The sequence below is a fragment of the Mycobacterium sp. 29Ha genome, assembly GCF_032883055.1.
GTDB classification, from domain to species: Bacteria; Actinomycetota; Actinomycetes; order Mycobacteriales; family Mycobacteriaceae; genus Mycobacterium; species Mycobacterium gallinarum.
The window spans coordinates 1-19,777 of sequence record NZ_JAMQTI010000038.1 but is presented as its reverse complement, the minus strand read 5'-3'; the positions used below and the strand labels follow the sequence as shown (position 1 = coordinate 19,777).

Genomic DNA, 19,777 nt, shown 5'->3' with positions numbered 1-19,777 from the left:
TCCCTCGTCAGCCCGATGGCAGCGTGTGAGGAGGTGGGATTTTGAGTGGTCTGCCGGCGGTGAGACCGTTTTGCATCGACGTCGCTGATGACGTTCTCGATGATCTACGAACGCGTCTGTCGCGGACCCGTTGGCCCGAAGCCGAGTGTGTACAGGACTGGACCCAGGGCATCCCACTCGGGTACACCCGCGACCTGACCGCGTATTGGGCCGACGTATACGACTGGCGGTCCCGTGAAGCCGCCCTCAACCGATTCGATCAGTTCATCGTCGAAATCGACGGCGTGGACATCCATTTCATTCACCAGCGATCTCCGCACGAAGAGGCTTTCCCGCTGGTCATCACCCACGGTTGGCCTGGCTCGATCGTGGAGTTCCGCAACGTGATTGAGCCACTGACCAATCCGACTGCCCACGGCGGACGCGCCGAGGACGCCTTCCACGTGGTCTGCCCGGCGCTTCCCGGCTACGGCTTCTCCGGCAAGCCCACCCACTCCGGGTGGGGTGTTGAAAGAATCGCGCAGGCGTGGGAGGCGCTCATGCTGCGACTTGGCTACGAGCGCTACGGTGCCCAAGGCGGCGACTGGGGAGCAGCTATCACCACACAAATGGGCCGCAACCGCGGCCACTGCGCCGCCATCCATCTGAACATGCCGATCGCTTACCCTCCCGCGGGCGGCATCGCCGATCCGACCGAGGAAGAACAGCTGGCCCTGGCCGCCCTGACGGCTCATCAGCGTTGGGGGACAGGCTATTCCGAGCAGCAATCCACCCGGCCACAGACCATAGGCTACGGACTGGCCGATTCGCCAGTCGGCCAGATGGCGTGGATCGTCGAGAAATTCGCAGCGTGGATGGACTGCGACGGGCATCCCGAGAACGTGCTCAGCCGCGATGAGCTCCTCGACAACGTCATGATCTACTGGGCTACCAACAGTGGCTCCTCGTCGGCCCGGTTGTACTGGGAGAGCTTCAAGACCCTGGACGCGACAACTCGTGTGGAATTGCCCACCGGTATTGCTGCCTTTCCCAAGGAGGTCCTGCGCTCACCACGAAGTTGGTGCGAACCGATCTACAACATCACCCACTGGACGACCATGCCGCGCGGCGGGCACTTCGCCGCTTTGGAACAACCGGGTCTCTTTGTCGACGACGTCCGCGAATTCTTCGAAACCGTGCGGTGATACGGCCAGTTGGCAGGCCACGAAGCCTTGGTAGCACACCTGCGATGAGCTAAACTCTCTGCATTGCGGAGATCCGATCTGCTAGCAAGAGGACACGTACGAACATAGGGGCACGTGTCAACTGTCAAGGAGGCTACGAGTGGTAGACGACGCACGCAGTGCAGTCATGAGAACGTGGACGCTACCCCTAGGTGCCGCGACTTTGCAGAGCCAGAGCGTCTACGACGTCGAGGACCCGTGCACCGGCAACGTGCTGACCCAGGTGCCCGACTGCAGCGGCGAAGATGTCGACAGGGTGGTGACAACTGCACATGCCGCTCAACGCGAGTGGGCGCTGCGGACGCCTCGCCAGCGCGCCACCGCGCTGCGGGCTTTGGCGACACTCATGCGCGATCACTCCGAAGAACTCGCGCTGCTCGACGCCGTTGACGGCGGCTTTCCATTGCCTGCGATGCGCGACGATGTCACTTGGGCGGCCGACGTGTTGGAGCTGATGGCAGACGGCGCGCTCAACCTCGGCGGGCGGACTATCCCTCTCTCGGCGAACCTGCACTACACGCTGCAGCAACCGTACGGCGTGGTTGCTCGAATCGTGCCCTTCAATCATCCTGTCCTATTTGCAGGAGCCAAGATCGCCGCTCCGCTGATGGCGGGAAACGCCGTGGTGCTCAAAGCTCCCGATCAGACACCGTTGTCGGCCATCCGGCTCGCCGAGCTCGCCAGGGAGGTCCTGCCCGAAGGCCTATTTGGGGTGGTAACCGGACATGGGGCGACTGCCGGCGCCGCGTTGGTCGCTCATCCACTAGTCCGGCGAATCGGCTTTATCGGCTCCCCGGGCACGGGCCGCCATATCCAGCGCTTGGCCGCCGAGCACGGCGTCAAATACGTCACGCTGGAACTCGGCGGCAAGAACCCCATGATCGTCATGCCCAACGCCGACCTGGAGGCGGCTGCCAAAAGCGCCGTCGTAGGGATGAACTTCACCACCACAGCCGGCCAATCATGCGGATCAACAAGCAGACTGCTGCTGCACGAAGCGATCGCTGACGAGGTTATTAATTTGGTCGTCGATCAAGTCGCTGCCATCAAGGTAGGCGACCCGCTCGTTGACGGCACAGAGATGGGACCCGTCATCGACCAAGCGCAATACTCAAAGTCGCTGCAGGCCATCGAATCAGGACGGGCGGCCGGCGCCAGCGTGCTTACCGGTGGGGGACGCGCGCAGGGTGTTGGGCCCAAAGGCTGGTATGTCGCACCGACCGTATTGGCCGACGTGGCACCACAAGCCGCCGTCGCCCGCGACGAGATCTTCGGGCCCGTTCTTTCGGTGCTAACCGTTCGCGACGAAGCCGAGGCTGTTCAAGTCGCCAACAGCGTCGAGTTCGGATTGACCGCCGCGGTGTGGACCAACGACTTAAGCCAAGGTCACCGCATGGCTGCGGGACTTGATGCCGGCTACGTCTGGATTAATGGCAGCGCACGCCACTACTGGGGATTGCCATTCGGAGGCTGGAAGTCATCAGGCGTTGGATCGGAAGAATCTACGGAGGAATTGCTGTCGTACACACAAGTCAAGGCGGTAACCGTCACCATGGAATAAGGCGCGTCCATCCCCGGTCGGACACGGATCGGCGAATGTCAATGCGTAGCAGTGGATTCGGAGCACCGTCTAGTCGCCTCCCAGCCTAATAAGTAGGTGACCGAAGCTTCAATGTGACGCGACGCGTTCGAGGTCCACCGCACCGAAGTCGGGCAGCGGTGACCGCCGGACACCGCAGCGAAGGGGTCGTAGTTCTGTGAATGAAAGTGCTGTCGGACAGCTGAGCCGCCGACGTAAGGCCTTCGTCTTGGCGTCCTGCTGCATGAGCGTGCTGATTGTGTCGACTGACGTGACGATCGTCAACGTTGCAATCCCGAGCATCCGCGCCGAGTTTTCGGCGTCGCCTTCGCAAATGCAATGGCTCGTCGACATTTACACCTTGATGGTGGCCTCGCTGTTGCTACTGTCGGGTGCCACGGCCGACCGATTCGGCCGGCGGCGCACATTGCAGATCGGGTTGATGGTCTTCGCATCGGCCTCCCTACTCTGCAGCGTGGCTCCCAACGTCGAAACGCTGATCGGCGCCCGCTTCCTGCAAGCTATCGGCGGCTCGATGCTCACCCCTGCTGGATTGTCGATCGTCACGCAGGTGTTCACCGGCAGAGTGGAGCGCGCGCGTGTGATCGGCATATGGGGGGGCGTCGTAGGCATCTCGATGGCGTTGGGTCCGATCGTGGGCGGAATACTTATCGAGTACGTCGACTGGCGAGCAGTGTTCTGGGTCAACGTGCCGATCTGCGCAGTAGCCGTACTATTGACCGCTGTCTTCGTTCCCGAATCCAAGTCGGTCACCATGCGCGACGTCGACTTGATCGGCTTGGGCCTGGGCATGGCCTTCCTGTTCGGACTGGTTTTCGTGCTCATCGAGGGGCCAGGAATGGGCTGGACCGACACGCGTGTCGTCGTCACATGCGGACTCTCAGCCATTGCGTTCGCGATTTTCCTGCGCTACGAGTCACGCCGCCCCGACCCGTTCGTCGAGCTGCGATTCTTCGGCAGCATCCCGTTCGCTTCGGCGACGGCCATCGCGGTGTGCGCATTCGCTGCATGGGGCGCGTTCGTATTCATGATGTCGATGTATTTGCAAGGGGAGCGGGGGCTCTCCGCGATGCACACGGGCCTGATGTTTCTGCCCGTCGCCGTCGGCGCACTCATTTTCTCACCTCTGTCTGGCCGGCTGGTGGGGCGATTCGGTGCCAGACCGTCGCTGATGATCGCCGGGGCGTTGATTGCCGCCGCGACTCTAATGTTCGCGCAGTTGAGCGACGCTACCCCGCAATGGCAGATGCTGGTCGCCTTCGCGGTCTTCGGCATCGGTACTTCGATGGTGAACGCACCGATCACCAACGCGGCCGTCAGCGGTATGCCGATCGACCGTGCCGGTGCGGCGGCGGCCATCACGTCCACCAGCCGCCAGGTGGGCGTGGGAATCGGTGTGGCCCTTTGCGGTTCGGTCGCTGGTACGGCATTGGGCGACACCAACGTCGATTTCGCGGTCTCCGCCCGGCCGCTTTGGCTGGTGTTCGCCGGAGTTGGTGTGCTAATTATCGCGCTCGGTGTCTACTCGACGTCGAAGCGTGCGCTGCGCTCAGCTGAGCACCTAGCGCCGCTGATCGCAGGAACCGATCCGCGACGGGAGGCTGCCGGTGTCGCATAATGCAGAAGCGGACGAGGTCTGGCGCGTGATGACCACACTGGTCACCGACAACCGCGACAGCTGGAGGCGAGCGACCGCCGACCAAACGGGCCTGCCATTCAGTCGCATCCGAATCCTGCTCCGGCTGGCCCGTGGTTCGATGACCGTCAAAGAGGTCGCGCAAGCCGTGACAATCGATGCCCCGGCGGCCACGGTGGCGGTAAACGATCTGGAGGACCGCGGGCTAGTCATGCGTCAGACTGTTCCCACCAACCGGCGGTGCAAAGTGGTTTCACTGACCGACCGCGGCTGGTCGATGGTGGCCACGATCCATGGGATCGTCGACCCGGCTCCCGAAGCGCTTGCCGCACTTGATAGTAACGAGCTAAAGGCTCTGCGAGTCGCGATAGCCAAAATCAGCGCTCCCGCCAAAACACCGCGGCGTGAACGCTGAACGAACCGTTGTCAGTCCACCAGTCGGCGCATGGACGGCTTGAACTAGGCGCGCCCCTACGTGGTGGTGATGGACTTCGGCCATCGAGCCCACCGATCATCCTCGAAGTTAGCGTGTTCTTCGTCGCCGAGTTTCCAGGGGCCAAATGAAATTCAGCAATACCCAGTTAATCCTGACGTGCCCCGACGTAGGTCTGCAGGGATGCCACCTAGCGCTGCAGGTACCACGGTAGCCTAAATAATAGCTTGCAAACAGTTGCTGTCCTATGTAAACTTCGCAGTGGTGTAGCTCACGTGAGTGCTCATGTTTCTGCAGGCAGGAATCGACAGGAAGGTGCGCCTGGTGAATTCGATGGCGCCGGATGCGACGACAATGCGACTATTAGAGAATGCGCGCGGCTCCATCCTGAAGGGCCGCCTCCCTGCGTCTCTCATTGCTAATGCGGCGCTCTACCAGCTTGAATTAAAGCGAGTATTCGGCAGGACATGGCAGTTTCTCTGCCACGAAGACGAGATCCCTAATCCAGGCGATTATGTTGTCCGCTACATCGCTGATAACTCTATTATTGTTGCGCGGCAGCAGGATATGACGATTCGGGCGATGTCGAACTCGTGCCGGCACCGCGGCACGCTGCTTTGCCGAACCGAGGCGGGGAATGAGTCGGCGTTCCAGTGCCCGTACCACGGTTGGACCTATCGAAACAACGGTGATCTCATCGCGATACCTGCGCAGCAGGCCGTCTACGGTGCTGCGTTCGACAAGAGTCGGCTAGGGTTGCGCGCTCTGCCGATGCTCGACTCGTACGCGGGCCTCGTTTTCGGGTGTGTGTCAGATGAGGCCCCAGGGCTGGATGAGTACCTCGGGGATATGCGCTGGTATCTCGACTTGATGATGAGTAAGAGCGCGGCCGGCATTCAGGTGTGGGGGGCTCCGCAGCGTTGGGTGATTGACGCGAACTGGAAGACAGGCGCTGACAATTTTGTTGGGGACGGCTATCACACGGTCATGACGCACCGCTCCATGTGCGAGTTGGGGTTGTTACCGCCCGATAATGTGGCCGTTTCGCCGGCGCACGTCAGCCTATCGGGGGGGCACGGGGCGGGCGTTTTAGGCGCACCCCCCGGCATACCCGCACCACCGTATATGGGCTATCCCGAGGAAATCGTCTCCGGTCTCAGCGAAGGTTACGGCGATGACGTCCATGGCGAGATGCTGAAACGGACAATGTTCATTCATGGCAATGTGTTCCCGAACTTGTCCTTCTTGAACGCCTTCATCGCCAAGGACGGCGAGTCTATGCCGGTGCCCATTCTGACCTTGCGGCAATGGCGTCCTCTGGACGCGGCGCGCATGGAGGTGTGGTCGTGGTTCTTCGTGGAGCGCAATGCGCCCGAAGAATTCAAGCAGCAATCGTTTGAGACTTATGTTCGGACGTTCGGGGTTGGGGGCGTCTTCGAGCAGGATGACGCCGAGATATTCCAGGCTATTACCAAGGGAACCCGCGGCGAGTTGGCTGGTGGTGTGGAGTTGAACGTGGAGATGGGACTGGACAACTTGGCCCCTGATCCAACGTGGCTGGGTCCGGGACGACCGTTGGCCAGTGGCTACGCCGAACAAAATCAGCGCGAGTACTGGAAGCAGTACTTCGACTATCTGGCCACCCCGAGAAGGGATGAGAACGTATGACGACAACGCTGCCGCAGGATCCACCTCAAGCTGCGAGGGTTTCGCGGGAGGTGCGTGAGGAAATCGAAGACTTCCTTTTCGACGAGGCTGATCTGTTGGATCGCGATGAGTTCGAGGAGTGGCTGGGATTGCTGGCACCGGATGTGCACTATTTCGCGCGCGTCCGTCAGACGCTTCGAAGAGCAGGGGGACGGGGGTTTTCTGAGCGCTCCATGCATTTGAACGATAACTACACGAGCCTGAAGATGCGTATTCAGCGGCACCGAACGTCGTCGGATTGGGCTGAGGATCCTCCCTCGCGGATCCGGCACTTCATAACCAACGTCAGGGTCAGGTCTGGTGACGGCGACGGTCGGTACCGAGTCACCTCGAATGCATTGCTGGTGCGCACGCGCGCGGACGAGGCCAAGGCGGAGACAGTCTCTGCCGAGCGCCGAGACATTATTCGTCGCGACGAGGGGGGTTGGAAACTGGTCCAGCGCGAGATCCTGCTGGATCACACCACGTTGCCCACGCACAACCTGTCATTCTGGATCTAAGGTGCCGGTGAGCTTGACATCAACCTGGCGGCACCTCCGCCGAGACTCCGGCCAACGAAAGTCGTTGCTGCCGAAAGAATCCGGGTCCGTCCTGAAGGTAGGCCGGTAGGTGCGCGCAGCTGTTTATCACGGTCGCGAAGACGTGCGGATCGAAGAACTTCCCGATCCGAGTCCACGTGCGGGAGAAGTGGTCATCGAGGTGGCCCGAGCGGGGATCTGCGGCACAGACCTGCACGAGTACATCGCCGGTCCGATGCATGCTGCACCAGGGGTCGTCATGGGGCACGAATATTCCGGGACGGTGGTCGGCGTCGGGCCCGACGTGCACGAGTTCACCGAAGGTGACCGGGTTTGCGGCGTCGGCGTTTTCGGCTGCGGTGAATGCGGCTCCTGCAAACAGGGCGCTGAAGCACTCTGCGGGACAGTCGGTTTCATCGGCTTCGCTCTCAATGGGGCACTTGCCCGCTACGCATCGGTGTCGGCGAAGGCGTTGTTTCGCATCCCGGATGACATCAGTCTCGTCGAGGCTGCCGTCGTCGAACCGATCGCGTCGGCGTACCACGCTGTTCGCCGTAGCCGGCTGGCAGCGGGTGAGACCGTCTTCATCGCCGGTGCCGGCGCGATCGGCCTTGCCCTTGTGCAGTTCTGCCTTGCTCAAGGTGCGACTCAGATCATCGTCAGTGAGGTTTCGGCATCGCGCCGCGTCGCCGCCCACCGGGTCGGGGCTACTCGCGTAATCGATCCTCTGGTCGAGGATCCAGTCGAGGTGGTTCAGACGTTGACACACGGAAACGGCGTCGATGTCTCCTTCGACGCCGCGGGCGTACAACCCGCGCTTGACGCGGCGTTGAGCGTTCTCCGCCCCCGCGGTCGATTGATGGTCGTGGCGATATGGGAGGCCGCGGCTGGTATCGACATCAATCGAAGCATCATGCGCGAAGCTAATATCGGCTTCTCGTTTTGTTACGAAGCCCAAAGTCAGGTTCCGGCAATTCTCACCTTACTTTCTGTTGGGGCCCTCAGCCTAAGTGAACTGATCACCGATGAGATCCCGTTGGACGCCGTGGTCAGTCAGGGTTTCGAGGAATTGCGCATCAACCGCGATGCACACATAAAAATACTGATCGACCCATCGGCATAGCTGCGATCGCTACCCGCAGTGGATATCACGCCGCCGCACCAAAGGAGTTAAGTGTCCGCGAATATGGAGAGCCTTTTCGACGGTCTCACGGTCCTCGAGCTGGGGCACGTGATCGCGGCGCCTTTCGCTGCGTCGTTGATCGGCGACTTCGGAGCACAGGTCATCAAGATCGAAGACCCCGGCTCGGGCGACATGTTGCGCGGGTCCGGTCCCACGAAGGACGGAGTGCACCTTTGGTGGAAGTCCGCGGCCCGGAACAAGTCAAGCGTGGCTATCGATCTGCGCCTCCCCGAGGGGCAAGCGCTGGTGCGCAAAATGGTCGAACGCGCAGACGTGGTGATCGAAAACTTCCGTCCGGGAACGCTCGAGCGTTGGGGACTGGGATGGGAGGAACTGCACGCAGCCAACCCGCGGCTGATCATGTTGCGGATTTCTGGGTATGGCCAGATCGGCCCGGAGAGTGCGAAGCCGGGATACGGACGGGTCGGGGAGGCGATGAGCGGAGCGGTACACATCACCGGCCACCCTGACCGACCACCGACACATTTCGGTTTCTCCCTGGGCGATGTGACGACAGGAATCATGGGTGCATTCGCTGTTGCCGGAGCACTGTTCAAACGTGAAGTGATCGGGACTCGCTTCGATGGGGAATGTATCGATCTGGCTCTCTACGAATCACTGTTTCGTGGCATCGACTGGCAGGTCATCCTCTACGACCAGTTGAACTTTGTTGCCGAGCGTCAGGGCAACCAGTTCCAGGTCAGCCCGTCACCGGTGTCAGATACTTATCTCAGTTGCGATGGGGTGTGGTACACCGTGGCGACCGGCACCGTGCGGTCAGTGCAGAGCCTTCTCGACCTGTTGGGCGGCACGACTCTGCGCAACGATCCGAGGTACGCGACTCAGGAGCTGCAGATGTTGCACCGCGAAGAGCTCGGCGAGATGGTTCGGAAGTGGTTCGCCGAAAACAACTCCGATATTGTCGAAAAGGCCTGCGCGAGTGCGGGCGTCGTTGCTGCGCGCATATTCACGCCGGCAGAGATGTTCTCAAGTCCCACGTTCGCGGCTCGCCAGAGCCTCGTCGAGGTCGCTGATCAGGAATTGGGTCCGGTCCGTGTCACCGGGGTGGTGCCGAGGCTGACGAACTTTCCCGGATCCATACGCAGCACCGGGCCCCGTCTCGGGATCCACGGCAAAACGGTGCTGACTGAGTGGCTCGGCTTGGCCGACTCGCAGTACGAGGCCCTGGTATCTAGGGGTGTCGTCGGGGCGGTCGACGTCGACGGAGAGGTTCCCGGGCATTGACTGCGCTGCGCGACAAGGCCTGCATCGTCGGCGTTGGTCATACGGTCTACCGTCGTGGTGGTACTGAGTCGGCAACAGACCTTGGCCTGCAACTTGAAGCAGCCCGTGCCGCGATTGCGGATGCCGGGATGTCGCCTCGTGAGATTGATGGAATCATCTGCCCCATTAACGGTGGCACGGCCGAAGACTTCGTAGCGAATCTCGGCCTGACACAACTTCGTTACGCGGTGACATCCCATACCGGAGGGGCGGCAAGTGTGGCGGGTCTGGCCACTGCGGCGATGGCGGTGTGGTCGGGCGTCGCGCGTAGTGTCCTCATTGCCGCGGGCTGGTGTGGGTACTCCGGTCCGCGTGCTCGCGGGATGGCGTCGAGCGCGGAGATGGCGATAGGCAAGGTTGTTCGGGACTATTACGCCCCACAGGGCGCGGTGTCGGCTGTGCACCAGTATGCGCTCGTGGCCGACCGATACGTCCGGAAGTACGACGTGCCGCCTGAAGCGTTGGGGGCCGTGGCAGTTGCGTTTCGCGCTAACGCGCAGCTCAACTCGAATGCGGTGATGTGCGGCCGTGAGTTGACGATGAAGGAATATCTCGACTCTCCACCGATCAGTACGCCGTTTCGTTTGTTCGATTGCAGTTTGGAAACCGACGGGGCAGCTGCAGTGGTGGTATCAGGGGCCGATAGTGCGGCGGACGGTCCGCACCGGCCGGTGTTTGTGATGAGTGTGGCGGAAGGGCGCCCATTTCCCGTCGATGAATTCGCCAACAGGGCAGACCCGTTGGAGATCGGGCTTGCCGAGGCGGCGCCGCGCGCATTTGCCGACGCTGGTGTCGCCCCGTCTGATATCGATCTGTTTGAGGTTTACGATAGTTTCACGATCAACGTGTTGCGTCAGATCGAAGCGACCGGGTTCTGTAAGGCCGGCGAAGCAGCGGATTTCGTGCTCGACGGGCATATCGCCGCCGACGGCTCGTTGCCGACGAATCTCAACGGCGGTTTGCTGTCCGAAGCGCACGTGCAGGGGATGAACAATCTGGTCGAGGCGGTGCGGCAGCTGCGCGGGGGCTTAGCGGAGCGGCAGGTCCACAATGCGGAGTTGGCGGTAGTGACCGGTATGGGCGGCGGATGGGGTTCAGGTGCTCTCGCCATATTGCGTCGGTGACAGCGTCGTGACCGGCGGGTTCACGAGAGGCCCGGTGTGACACGAATGGGAGCGGATGTCGCAACACCGCCACTGCCATCCCTGGAAGGTCTCACGGCGGAGTTCTACGGCCATTGCCGACGTCAAGAGCTGTCGTTTCAGCGATGCTCAAGCTGCGGTCGTTGGCGTCATGTTCCTCGCCTGGCGTGCGTCGGGTGCGGCAGTAACGCATGGTCTTGGCAGAGGTCGTCGGGTAGGGGAGTGGTATTCAGCTTCACGGTTATTCACCGCGCGCTGCATCCCGGTTTCGACGAGGACGTCCCGTTCGTGTGTGCCGTCGTCGAAATGGATGAGGGTGTGCGGATGGTGGCACGGATAGTGGACGAAGTTGCCGACCGGACAGCGACGCTGGCGGATGCGGCCGTCGAGGTTGTCTACGTGCACGTCGCCGATAATGTTGTGCTACCGGCATTTCGGCTGTCCACTGCGGAAGCGCGGGGCAATGACCGCCGCTGACGAGTTACGCGATCGTGTCGGTGAGAAGATCCGCTTCCGCGGCGCCGACTCGGTGACGCAAAATGATATCCGCCGCAAATTAGAGGTTTTCACCTTTTCCTGCCCGCTGCATGACGACGAGGCGGCAGCGAAGTCACACGGCTACCTCGGCGTCGTGGCTCCGGTGACAATGACTCCGCTGTGGGGACTACCGCCGTATTGGGCACCCGGCCAGCCCAGTCCTTATCTGGCCGACGGGCAGGAAATGACAGGGAATATCACCGACACGTTGGCTCTGCCGTTCAGCCGATCGGTCAACGTCAGTAGCGAGTGGCAGTACCACACACCGCTATACCTCGGGGACAGGCTGCATGGGACTACGACGATAATCTCGGTAGAGCAGAAGCGAACCCGGGTCGGTACCGGAATCTTCCTGCAATACGAATCAGAGTACTTGAAGGATTCTGGAGAACTTGTCGCGCTCAACCGAAATACCGTCTTCAACTACGACGCCTCCACGCCTCGGCATGAGCCCGGCACTTCCGCACGCACCCAGCAGGGCGACCGAGGTCCCCGCCCACTTCAAGTGCAAGATACCGATATCCGTGTCGATTGGACCACGCCACTTGAGTTCGACGACGTTGAGGTCGGTGCTGAAGTGCGCGGACCGGCTTTGGCCCTGACCTACCAACGCATTGTGATGAACATTGCCGCGGATCGCATGTTTTCCGGGATACACCACAGCGCCGCGGCCGCGCATGCCGCGGGGCTGCCGGACATCATCTTCAATACTCGTGGCCTGGAAACCCTTTTCGAGACCGGGCTTCGTCGCTGGATGGGCCTTGGCGGCAGGTTGGTGCACCTCGGTCCATTCAAGATGAGTGCCTCGATTCACCCGGGCGATGTGGTGCAGGCGCGATGGACTGTGACCGGCAAGCATGCGCAGGCGGGCGCAGAAGCCGTTGATCTCCAATTCGGCGTCTTCGCTGGGGATCGGCAAGCGGTGCAAGGGATTGCAACCATCACGCTCGATGGGAAAAGCAATGCTAATCAGAGTTCTGTAGGAGAAGGAGGGTTCCCTTGAGTGTCATCAAGGCGGACGAGGAAGTCTGCCAGGGTTACGCGAACTGTGTCGTCGCAGCGGCCGACATCTTTGACATCGGTGATGCGGGAACCGTTGTCATTCTTGATGACACGGTAGCCGAGAGCGATGAGGCACGGATCGTCACAGCAATTCGCAGTTGCCCCGTCTCGGCTCTACGTCTCGAAACGGCGTGAGCGAGACGGCCGTGAACGGCGCAAATACCAGGGGGTCAATGCGTCAATACATGGTGGAGACGAGTCGTTTCCCGAATGTGCTTGCCGCTCAACCGACTTTGGTTTACCTGCGAGGTACGACGTGAGATCGACACTTGGCAGACGGGGTGACGGTTTGTGGCGATCTGATTTACGGCTGTCTACGGGTGGCTCGGGCATTACAGCAAAGGAAAGGTACCGATGACGTTAGAAATGAGTACTTCAGGCGGTGCGGATCGGACCGCTCGTAGTCTCGTCGATGTCGATCGCGGGGAGATCAGTCGGGAAATCTTCGTCGATGCTTCGATTTTCAACCTTGAGCTGGAGTGTTTGTTTCCGCGGACCTGGTTGTTTGTGGGTCATGCCTCGCAGGTGTCTGCGCCGGGTCAGTTCTTCTCGTCGAGGATGGGTTCGGATCCGGTGCTGTTGACCCGTGACGCGCAGGGTGGCGTGAATGTCCTGCTGAACTCGTGTCGACATCGGGGTATGGCGGTGTGTCGCTATGACGAGGGCCGTGCGCTTCAGTTCACCTGCCCTTACCACGGCTGGTCGTACTCGATGGACGGTTCGCTGGTGTCCACTCCAGGAGATTTGCACGGTGTGCCGCAGCAGAGCATGGCCTACGGTAATGACCTTGACAAAGCGAGTTGGGGGCTTGTCAGCGCTGCCAAGGTCCACAATTACAAGGGCCTGATCTTCGCGTGCTGGGATCCCGCTGCCCCGGACTTCGACGAGTATGTCGGTGACTTTCATTATTGGCTGGACAACCTGGCCGATGCTTTCGATGGCACCGAGGGCGCTACGGAGGTGTTCCGCGGAGTGCAGAAGTGGCGCATCAGGTCGAATTGGAAGTTCGTTTCAGAGAATTTTCTCGGCGATACCTATCACGGGGCGACGACTCATGCCTCGGTTGAGCAGGTGGGTATTGGCCCGGGCGGCAGGAATTCGCGGCGCCACGGTGAACGACAGGATCAGGGTGGTTTTTCGAAAGGCCGAGTGAAGACGTCGTTTCGTACGGGTCACGGTGCGTCGGACAACCTGGCGTATGAGATCGCCTATCCTGAGTTCGCCGAAGAACCGGCCTTGAGTGAGTACTTCTCCCAGGCCTGGGCACTCCGTAAAGAGCGGTTGGAGGCGCAGGGCAGACAGCTCGGTGGTCGTGGACCAGCGACGATGTTCCCCAACATGTCGTTTTCCGCCGGTTTTCCGAGGACGATTCTGGTGTCACACCCGATCAGCCCGACCGAAACCGAGGTGTGGCGCTGGTACCTCATCGACAAGAGCGCACCCGATTATGTACGTGATTGGCTGCGACGTTATTACATGCGCTACTCCGGTCCCGGAGGGATGACGGAGCAAGACGATATGGAGAACTGGAATTACGCGACGCAGGCCAGCCAGGGCGTGATAGCCCGACGCTATCCCTACAACTATCAGCAGGGACTGGGTAAGGAAACTCCCAGTGCGCTCGACAAGGCTGTTCATTCCCACCAGCCCATCGCCGGAGAGGTGAATGCACGCGCCTTTTACCGGCGATGGGCCGAGTTCATTGACAACCTCTCGTGGCCTCAACTGACCGAGCTCGCCAAATCCGACGAGAGAGCCGCACAGTCGTGAGCCGAGCGACGGGCGATGAAATTGCCACGAGGCAGGATGCGGTCGAGAAGTTGCTGCTCCAGGCCGAAATCGCCGATTTCCTCAATCGGGAAGCCGACCTGCTCGACGAAAGGCGTTACTCCGAGTGGCTTGGTCTGCTCACCGACGACTACGAGTACTCCGTTCCACTGCGGGCGAACGTCGCCTACGACGACCTCGCGGAGCTGGAGCAGACTCAGGAAGGTAACGACATCTGCTGGTTCGACGAGACGAAGGAGACCGTCGCTTTGCGGGTGAAGCAGCTGATGACAGGACTGCACTGGGCCGAAGAACCCGTCTCGCGAGTGTCACACCTGGTCACCAACGTGCGCATCGAGGGGATCGACGGCGCGGAAGTCGATGTGAGTTGCCGGTTCCTGGTGTATCGAAACCGGGTCGCCGATGAGACTGATCTGCTCGTCGGTCGGCGTAAGGACCGGTTGCGCCGTGTCGCTGGTGACTGGCAACTGTGCCGTCGCCGGCTACTCCTCGATCAATCGGTGTTGCTCGCCAAGAACCTCTCGATCATCTTATGAAGCGGGACTCTATCCTTGAACTCTTGACCTTCAGTACGCAAAAATATATTGTTCTCTAAACATTATGCAATGGTGCGCGACCAACGAGGGGGCAGCTGGAATGTCTACTTCGCTCCAACCGAAGCGGCGTGCCGATGATGTGACCGCCCTGCGAGTGATGACAGAGGAAATGCGCCCGCTTCTCGTCGGCGACGGGTATCAGATGTTCGATGTGCGCGCTCCGCAATCATCTGGACCTCCACCGCACCAACACCCTTGGGATGAAAGCTATGTGGTGCTCGAGGGCGAACTGTGGGTGAGCCGCGGCGGCGAAGAAACGACCCTGCAGGTGGGTGAGGCGATTCGGGTGCCGGCTGGCGTCGTGCACGCCTATCGCGTTCTCTCTGAGGGCGCCCGGTGGCTTACGACCTCGTCTTTCCCGGGGGGCGCGCTGGATTTCTTCTCAGATGTGGATGAAACCTCGAACGGCCCCGGCGACGTGAAGGCCCTTATTGAGGCGGCCAAGCGAAACAATGTCAAATTCGCCGATCCTGCGCTGGGATAGCCGTCGGTTGAATCATCGGGCCGCAGTTGCCATTTGCCGACTGTGTCGGTAGTCGGTTTACAACCCGACATTCGGGGGTCGGTGTCATGAGGCGGGTCGGCGTGATCGGTTTGGGCGGTATGGGCTCCGCCCTGGCAGCGTCACTTCTCGCGACGGACCATTCGGTAGTTTGTTTCGACATTCGGCCCGACGTGTTACGCCCAGTTGTAGAGCTAGGCGCCCAGTCAGCTGGGGACGCGCGTGAGCTGGCCGGCGCATGTGACGTCGTTTTGACGGTCCTGCCGGGGCCGACTCAGGTGCTGGAGGTCGCGCTCGGGTCGGAGCGAGGTGTGCTGGCCGGCCTTCCCGAAGGGGCCGCCCTGCTGGATATGTCGACGTGTAACCCCGAGGTTGCAGCGGTCATCGGGCAGGCCTACGACGCGGTTGGGAGGCGCTTCGTCGATTGCCCCGTTAGCCGAAAGGCGCCGGACCTGACCGTTCTGGTCGGAGGGCCGCGCGGGGTGCTCGGCCCTGATGCCGATGTCCTTGCCGCCGTGGCCCGCACCTTGGTGTACTGCGGCCAACGAGGTGCGGGCTACGCCACCAAGCTCCTCAACCAGCATGTCAAGTACAGTTGGTACCTCGCCTCTGCGGAAGCGCTTTTAATTGCTGAGGCGATGGGGTTGAAGGCCAGCGAGGTTGCCGAAGCGATCGCGGAGTGCAGCGGGGGGGACTCGGGTCTCGCTACGGCGGCAGCGTATTTCCGTCACGACACTGAGTTCGTTCGTAGCCGCGCACCCGCTAGCACCATCGAAAAAGACTCCGCGCTGGTGGAGAGAATGGCGACGAACGCCGGTATCCGCAGTAGAACGCTTGCGGTCGTCGTCGACTTCTTCCAAAGCGTTGCGGCCTCGGAGTTTCGCGACCGTGCCTACCCCGAGAGCACAAAACTTCTTAAACGAATCCGGTCGATGCCTCCGAAGTCGACCTCCACGCCGTGACATAAAGGCGCTCACGCTGTATAGCTAGCTGAATTGCAAATCGCCGAATATCGGCGAACGTATAGAAAGACCACTGGCCGTTTGCCGGTATGATCATGATCAATACGCCGGAGATGTGCCAAACCGCTGATCAACGTTGCGAGGGACGTCATGACTACCGAGAAGTTGACGATGGCCCAACAGGTCGCGGCCAAGACCCGCGAAGCGGGACCCGATCACGATCCTTCGTCATTGGCGCTCCCGCTTGCGCTCTACCGTGCCGTGACGGCGTTCGGCCGGGTAGCCGTCGATGAGCTTGCGCCTGTTGACCTTTCGATGAGCCAATTCAATGTTCTCACCGTCCTCAAGCGGGCCGACGGGCCGATTACGATGGGCGCACTGGCCGATTCGATTTCTGTACGCCAAGCCAGCCTGACGAGCGTGGTGGACAGCCTGACCAAGGCTGGGTTGGTCACGCGCAAGATGAATCCCCGCGATCGGCGCTCGGTAGTGGTCGCGATTTCGAAGAAGGGGGATCAGTTCATGACCGAGTTTCTGCCCGGTCATTACGACTTCCTCGAGGGACTCTTTGCCGGTATCAACCCGCGACACAGGCAGCAGCTCCTCGCACGACTGAACGAACTCATAGATTGCTTGGAGAGTTATCCGACCGGCCAGCGCACCTCCTGATCGGTAGCCGGATAAAAGATTGTGACCGCCGATATGGATTGGGCCCCATCCTCGAACTGACCGGGCGATGCTACGACTTCTACAACGTTGAGCGCCTTCACAACTACCTCGGTACTTAGCTATGGAGTTTCGGAGCGCGCTCTGACGCCCGCTTGGCAGTCCTCGCCTCGCATACCTACGGCTCGAAATGGCCCGTCAGATCGGCTGCACTCAGGTAATGAGCACTCCCGAGAAGAAGATTCGCTCGGCGGCTAGGTTGCGTCCTCCTACGTGTCACGTGGGAGTTCCAGTGTGGCGTTCAGCGTTGGTCGCAACGTGTCGAATGACATTGTGACACAGGGGAATTGTTGACACGACCGCGGCACGACCGCAGCGAAGCCGCACCGCTGCGCCGGCTTCTCTGACAAGCCCATTTACACAGAAGCCTAAATTTCTATCTTGCAGATATTCGGAAGCTGTGGTAAAACGTTGTTACCGAACTTGCTGAGAGGACGTCCGAGGTTGCTCAAAGACACTTCGATTTGTGTGAGCTTGCTTGGGGCGGAGACACGCTTCGTGTATGTCGATGGCATCCGAACTAGGACAATTCAGGCGGGCGAAGGTCCGGACCTGATTCTCTTGCACGGGGGAGGTGGTCACGCCGAAGCCTTCGCACGCAACGTGTCGACGCTGTCGCGTCATTTCCGGGTGCATGCGCTGGATCTGTTGGGTCACGGTCTCACCGGTCCTTGCGATGTCGCCCCGGGGCGAAAGGACTATGTCAGTCACCTTCTCGGATACATGGACCAGGAAGGTATCGATCGAGCCCACTTGTTGGGCGAGTCGTTGGGAGGTTGGATCGCAGCGTGGACGGCGCTGGAACATCGCGACCGTGTCGACCGGTTGATCTACGTGTGCGGCGCGCGGTTGACACTGCAGGTCGGCGCCGATGCCGAGGCTCGCACCGCTGCCGGGCGCGCAGAGCTTGCCCGACTCACCCAGCAATTCCTGGCTGACCCCAGTCCGGCGAATGTACGGGAGAGAATGGCCTGGCTTTTCCACCAGCCTGACCGCGATCTGACCGATGAACTTGTGGCGCTGCGGTGGGCGCTCTACGAGACCGAAGAATCGCGGTCGGCGATGACCAATGCGACGGCGCCGCCATCAGCGGCCACTGCGCATGACAATCTCACGGCTGAGCGGCTGGCTAGCTTGAGCACGCCCACGCTAGTTCTGTGGACGAGTCACAATCCCTCGGCGACTGTGGATTTCGGCCGGCGCGCAGCCGAGCTGATTCCCGATGCCGAATTCGCATTGATGGAGGACTGTGGCCATTGGCCGCAATGGGAACGGCCGGAGGAGTTCAACCAGATCATCACCGACTACCTCAACGGTGATCGCGCATCCCGAGGGCAAGGTTGATGGAGACAATCTCTTCCATAACAGGCTCGGCGGGGCTCGTCGACTCCTCGGCCTTCTACGACGAGGCGGTGTACCAGCGGGAACTCGAAGTCATCTTCAAGCGTTCGTGGCTATTCGTCGGCCATGAGTCCATGATCCCCAGGCCCGGTGACTTCCGCACGACCTATATGGGCGACGATGCGGTGATCGTGTGCCGGGATAAGGAATCCGGTGTTCGTGTGCTGCTGAACAAGTGTCGGCACCGGGGCAATAAAGTCTGTCAGTTCGACAAGGGCAATGCCAACATCTTTCGCTGTAGCTACCACGGCTGGAGTTACGACACCGCCGGGCAGTTGCGCGGTGTTCCGCTGGCCGAAAGCGCCTATGGACCGCAGTTCGACAAGTCCAGTATGGGTCTGGTTTCGCCGCGGGTGGCTACCTACAAAGGACTTATCTTCGCGTGCTGGGATCACTCGGCGCCGCCGCTGACCGAATATCTGGGTGAGGGCCTTCTGTGGTACCTCGACAACTTCCTACTCGACAGCGACCCCAACGGCCTGCAGGTCGTTCCCGGCCTGCACCGCTATCTCATGCCCGTCAACTGGAAGTTGTTGGCCGAGAACTTCGGCGGCGACCAGTACCATTTTGCGGCCACTCATGGATCGGTCGCCGCACTGTCGAAAGCGGGGCGGACTGCCCGCATTGACTTCTCGATTGACGAGGGTCAGCACTACAGCGTGGTTCTCGATGGCGGCGCACCCCATGGGTTGCTACAGCTGGCAGTCGGCAAGAATTTTTATCAAGACGATCTCGCCCAAGCCGAGACGCTCGGTGCCGAAGCGGTCCACTGGCTAACCGAGCGGCAGCGTCTGCAAGACGAGCGGTTGGCGGCATACTCCGTGCAGCCCTACAGCTTTCATGTGGCCAATATCTTCCCGAACTTCAGCATGATTGGCATGGGCACGGCCTTCTATGGCCGGGGTTTCATCATGTGGCAGCCTCGGGGACCGCGGTTGACCGAGGTTTGGGAGTGGTGTTTGGTGGAAAGCTCTGCGCCCCGGTCGGCCAAGGAACGCATGGTCTTCGTCTTGAGCCAGCGGCAGTCGGCGGCCGGCCTCGTGACGCCCGATGATCACGAAAACTTCGAACGATTGTCCGACGCCCTTGAGACGGGAATCGCCCGGGAGGTGCCGTTCAACTACTCACTTGGCGAGGACGTCGAACCGGTGGAGTCGCTGATCGCGGAGTTACCTGGCAATGTCAGGCCACAGGTCAGCGAAACCTACCAGCGTGAGTTCTACCGGCATTGGCACCAAATCATGACGGAGCCGGCGTAGCCATGGAGACCAGCCAGTTGGACGTGGAACTGCGGCTGCGAATACATGAATTCTATGCCCGGGAGACCATGCTTCTCGACGATGGGCGGCTGGACGAGTGGCTGCGCTTATTGGCACCGGATGTCAGATACACGATGCCATTCCCAGAGTCCAGCACGCATCCGCGAGCCTGTCACGAATTCTGTGTAAGTCCGAGATGGGACTACTACGAGTTGTAC

The 19,777-nt window shown here is 60.8% G+C and carries 19 protein-coding genes and 1 pseudogene; all 20 read left to right on the top strand.

Annotation, left to right across the window (positions count from 1 at the left end; all coding sequences use genetic code 11):
• Positions 1 to 59 precede the first annotated feature (59 nt).
• Positions 60 to 1,184, top strand: a complete 1,125-nt coding sequence (locus M1248_RS31040) for an epoxide hydrolase family protein (protein WP_165799856.1) — start codon at positions 60 to 62, stop codon at positions 1,182 to 1,184.
• A 166-nt stretch (positions 1,185 to 1,350) separates the two neighbouring features.
• Positions 1,351 to 2,784: an aldehyde dehydrogenase family protein gene (locus M1248_RS31035; protein ID WP_317150685.1), complete on the top strand. Its 1,434-nt coding sequence runs from the start codon at positions 1,351 to 1,353 to the stop codon at positions 2,782 to 2,784.
• A gap of 196 nt (positions 2,785 to 2,980) precedes the next feature.
• A complete protein-coding gene (locus tag M1248_RS31030) occupies positions 2,981 to 4,441 on the top strand; it encodes an MFS transporter (RefSeq protein WP_317150684.1) in 1,461 nt (486 codons plus the stop codon).
• The gene (locus M1248_RS31025; RefSeq protein ID WP_317150683.1) at positions 4,431 to 4,874 is read left to right on the top strand and encodes a MarR family winged helix-turn-helix transcriptional regulator; all 444 of its coding nucleotides are present in this window, start codon (positions 4,431 to 4,433) and stop codon (positions 4,872 to 4,874) included. The genes M1248_RS31030 and M1248_RS31025 overlap by 11 nt, the downstream gene beginning before the upstream one ends.
• A 303-nt stretch (positions 4,875 to 5,177) precedes the next feature.
• Positions 5,178 to 6,560: a Rieske 2Fe-2S domain-containing protein gene (locus tag M1248_RS31020; RefSeq protein WP_014211473.1), complete on the top strand. Its 1,383-nt coding sequence runs from the start codon at positions 5,178 to 5,180 to the stop codon at positions 6,558 to 6,560.
• Positions 6,557 to 7,099: an aromatic-ring-hydroxylating dioxygenase subunit beta gene (locus M1248_RS31015; RefSeq protein WP_083129068.1), complete on the top strand. Its 543-nt coding sequence runs from the start codon at positions 6,557 to 6,559 to the stop codon at positions 7,097 to 7,099. Before M1248_RS31020 ends, M1248_RS31015 begins: the two co-directional genes overlap by 4 nt.
• A 109-nt stretch (positions 7,100 to 7,208) precedes the next feature.
• Complete coding sequence (locus tag M1248_RS31010) at positions 7,209 to 8,240, top strand: 2,3-butanediol dehydrogenase (RefSeq protein ID WP_163724484.1); 1,032 nt, start codon at positions 7,209 to 7,211, stop codon at positions 8,238 to 8,240.
• Positions 8,241 to 8,291: 51 nt separating this feature from the next.
• Positions 8,292 to 9,545: a CoA transferase gene (locus M1248_RS31005; protein ID WP_317150682.1), complete on the top strand. Its 1,254-nt coding sequence runs from the start codon at positions 8,292 to 8,294 to the stop codon at positions 9,543 to 9,545.
• Complete coding sequence (locus M1248_RS31000; protein WP_317150681.1) at positions 9,542 to 10,708, top strand: thiolase C-terminal domain-containing protein; 1,167 nt, start codon at positions 9,542 to 9,544, stop codon at positions 10,706 to 10,708. Before M1248_RS31005 ends, M1248_RS31000 begins: the two co-directional genes overlap by 4 nt.
• A gap of 45 nt (positions 10,709 to 10,753) precedes the next feature.
• The gene (locus M1248_RS30995) at positions 10,754 to 11,203 is read left to right on the top strand and encodes a Zn-ribbon domain-containing OB-fold protein (RefSeq protein WP_317150690.1); all 450 of its coding nucleotides are present in this window, start codon (positions 10,754 to 10,756) and stop codon (positions 11,201 to 11,203) included.
• Positions 11,190 to 12,266, top strand: a complete 1,077-nt coding sequence (locus M1248_RS30990) for a MaoC family dehydratase N-terminal domain-containing protein (RefSeq protein ID WP_014211479.1) — start codon at positions 11,190 to 11,192, stop codon at positions 12,264 to 12,266. The genes M1248_RS30995 and M1248_RS30990 overlap by 14 nt, the downstream gene beginning before the upstream one ends.
• Positions 12,263 to 12,460 carry a ferredoxin gene (locus M1248_RS30985; protein ID WP_083129073.1) on the top strand — a complete coding sequence of 66 codons (198 nt, stop codon included), beginning with the start codon at positions 12,263 to 12,265 and terminating at the stop codon, positions 12,458 to 12,460. Before M1248_RS30990 ends, M1248_RS30985 begins: the two co-directional genes overlap by 4 nt.
• Positions 12,461 to 12,679: 219 nt before the next feature.
• A complete protein-coding gene (locus M1248_RS30980; RefSeq protein WP_014211481.1) occupies positions 12,680 to 14,095 on the top strand; it encodes an aromatic ring-hydroxylating oxygenase subunit alpha in 1,416 nt (471 codons plus the stop codon).
• Positions 14,092 to 14,649, top strand: coding sequence for a 3-phenylpropionate/cinnamic acid dioxygenase subunit beta (locus tag M1248_RS30975; protein ID WP_014211482.1), 558 nt, complete (start codon positions 14,092 to 14,094; stop codon positions 14,647 to 14,649). The genes M1248_RS30980 and M1248_RS30975 overlap by 4 nt, the downstream gene beginning before the upstream one ends.
• Before the next feature lie 100 nt (positions 14,650 to 14,749).
• Positions 14,750 to 15,193, top strand: a complete 444-nt coding sequence (locus M1248_RS30970; RefSeq protein WP_014211483.1) for a cupin domain-containing protein — start codon at positions 14,750 to 14,752, stop codon at positions 15,191 to 15,193.
• Between the two features lie 86 nt (positions 15,194 to 15,279).
• Positions 15,280 to 16,173, top strand: a complete 894-nt coding sequence (locus tag M1248_RS30965; RefSeq protein ID WP_317150680.1) for an NAD(P)-dependent oxidoreductase — start codon at positions 15,280 to 15,282, stop codon at positions 16,171 to 16,173.
• A gap of 150 nt (positions 16,174 to 16,323) precedes the next feature.
• Entirely contained in the window at positions 16,324 to 16,842 is a 519-nt protein-coding gene (locus M1248_RS30960; protein WP_014211485.1) for a MarR family winged helix-turn-helix transcriptional regulator, read from the top strand.
• Positions 16,843 to 17,343: 501 nt separating this feature from the next.
• Complete coding sequence (locus M1248_RS30955; RefSeq protein ID WP_317150679.1) at positions 17,344 to 18,243, top strand: alpha/beta fold hydrolase; 900 nt, start codon at positions 17,344 to 17,346, stop codon at positions 18,241 to 18,243.
• Entirely contained in the window at positions 18,243 to 19,559 is a 1,317-nt protein-coding gene (locus M1248_RS30950; RefSeq protein ID WP_163724501.1) for an aromatic ring-hydroxylating oxygenase subunit alpha, read from the top strand. Before M1248_RS30955 ends, M1248_RS30950 begins: the two co-directional genes overlap by 1 nt.
• Positions 19,560 to 19,561: 2 nt before the next feature.
• Positions 19,562 to 19,777: pseudogene (locus M1248_RS30945) on the top strand (hypothetical protein); the annotation flags it as partial.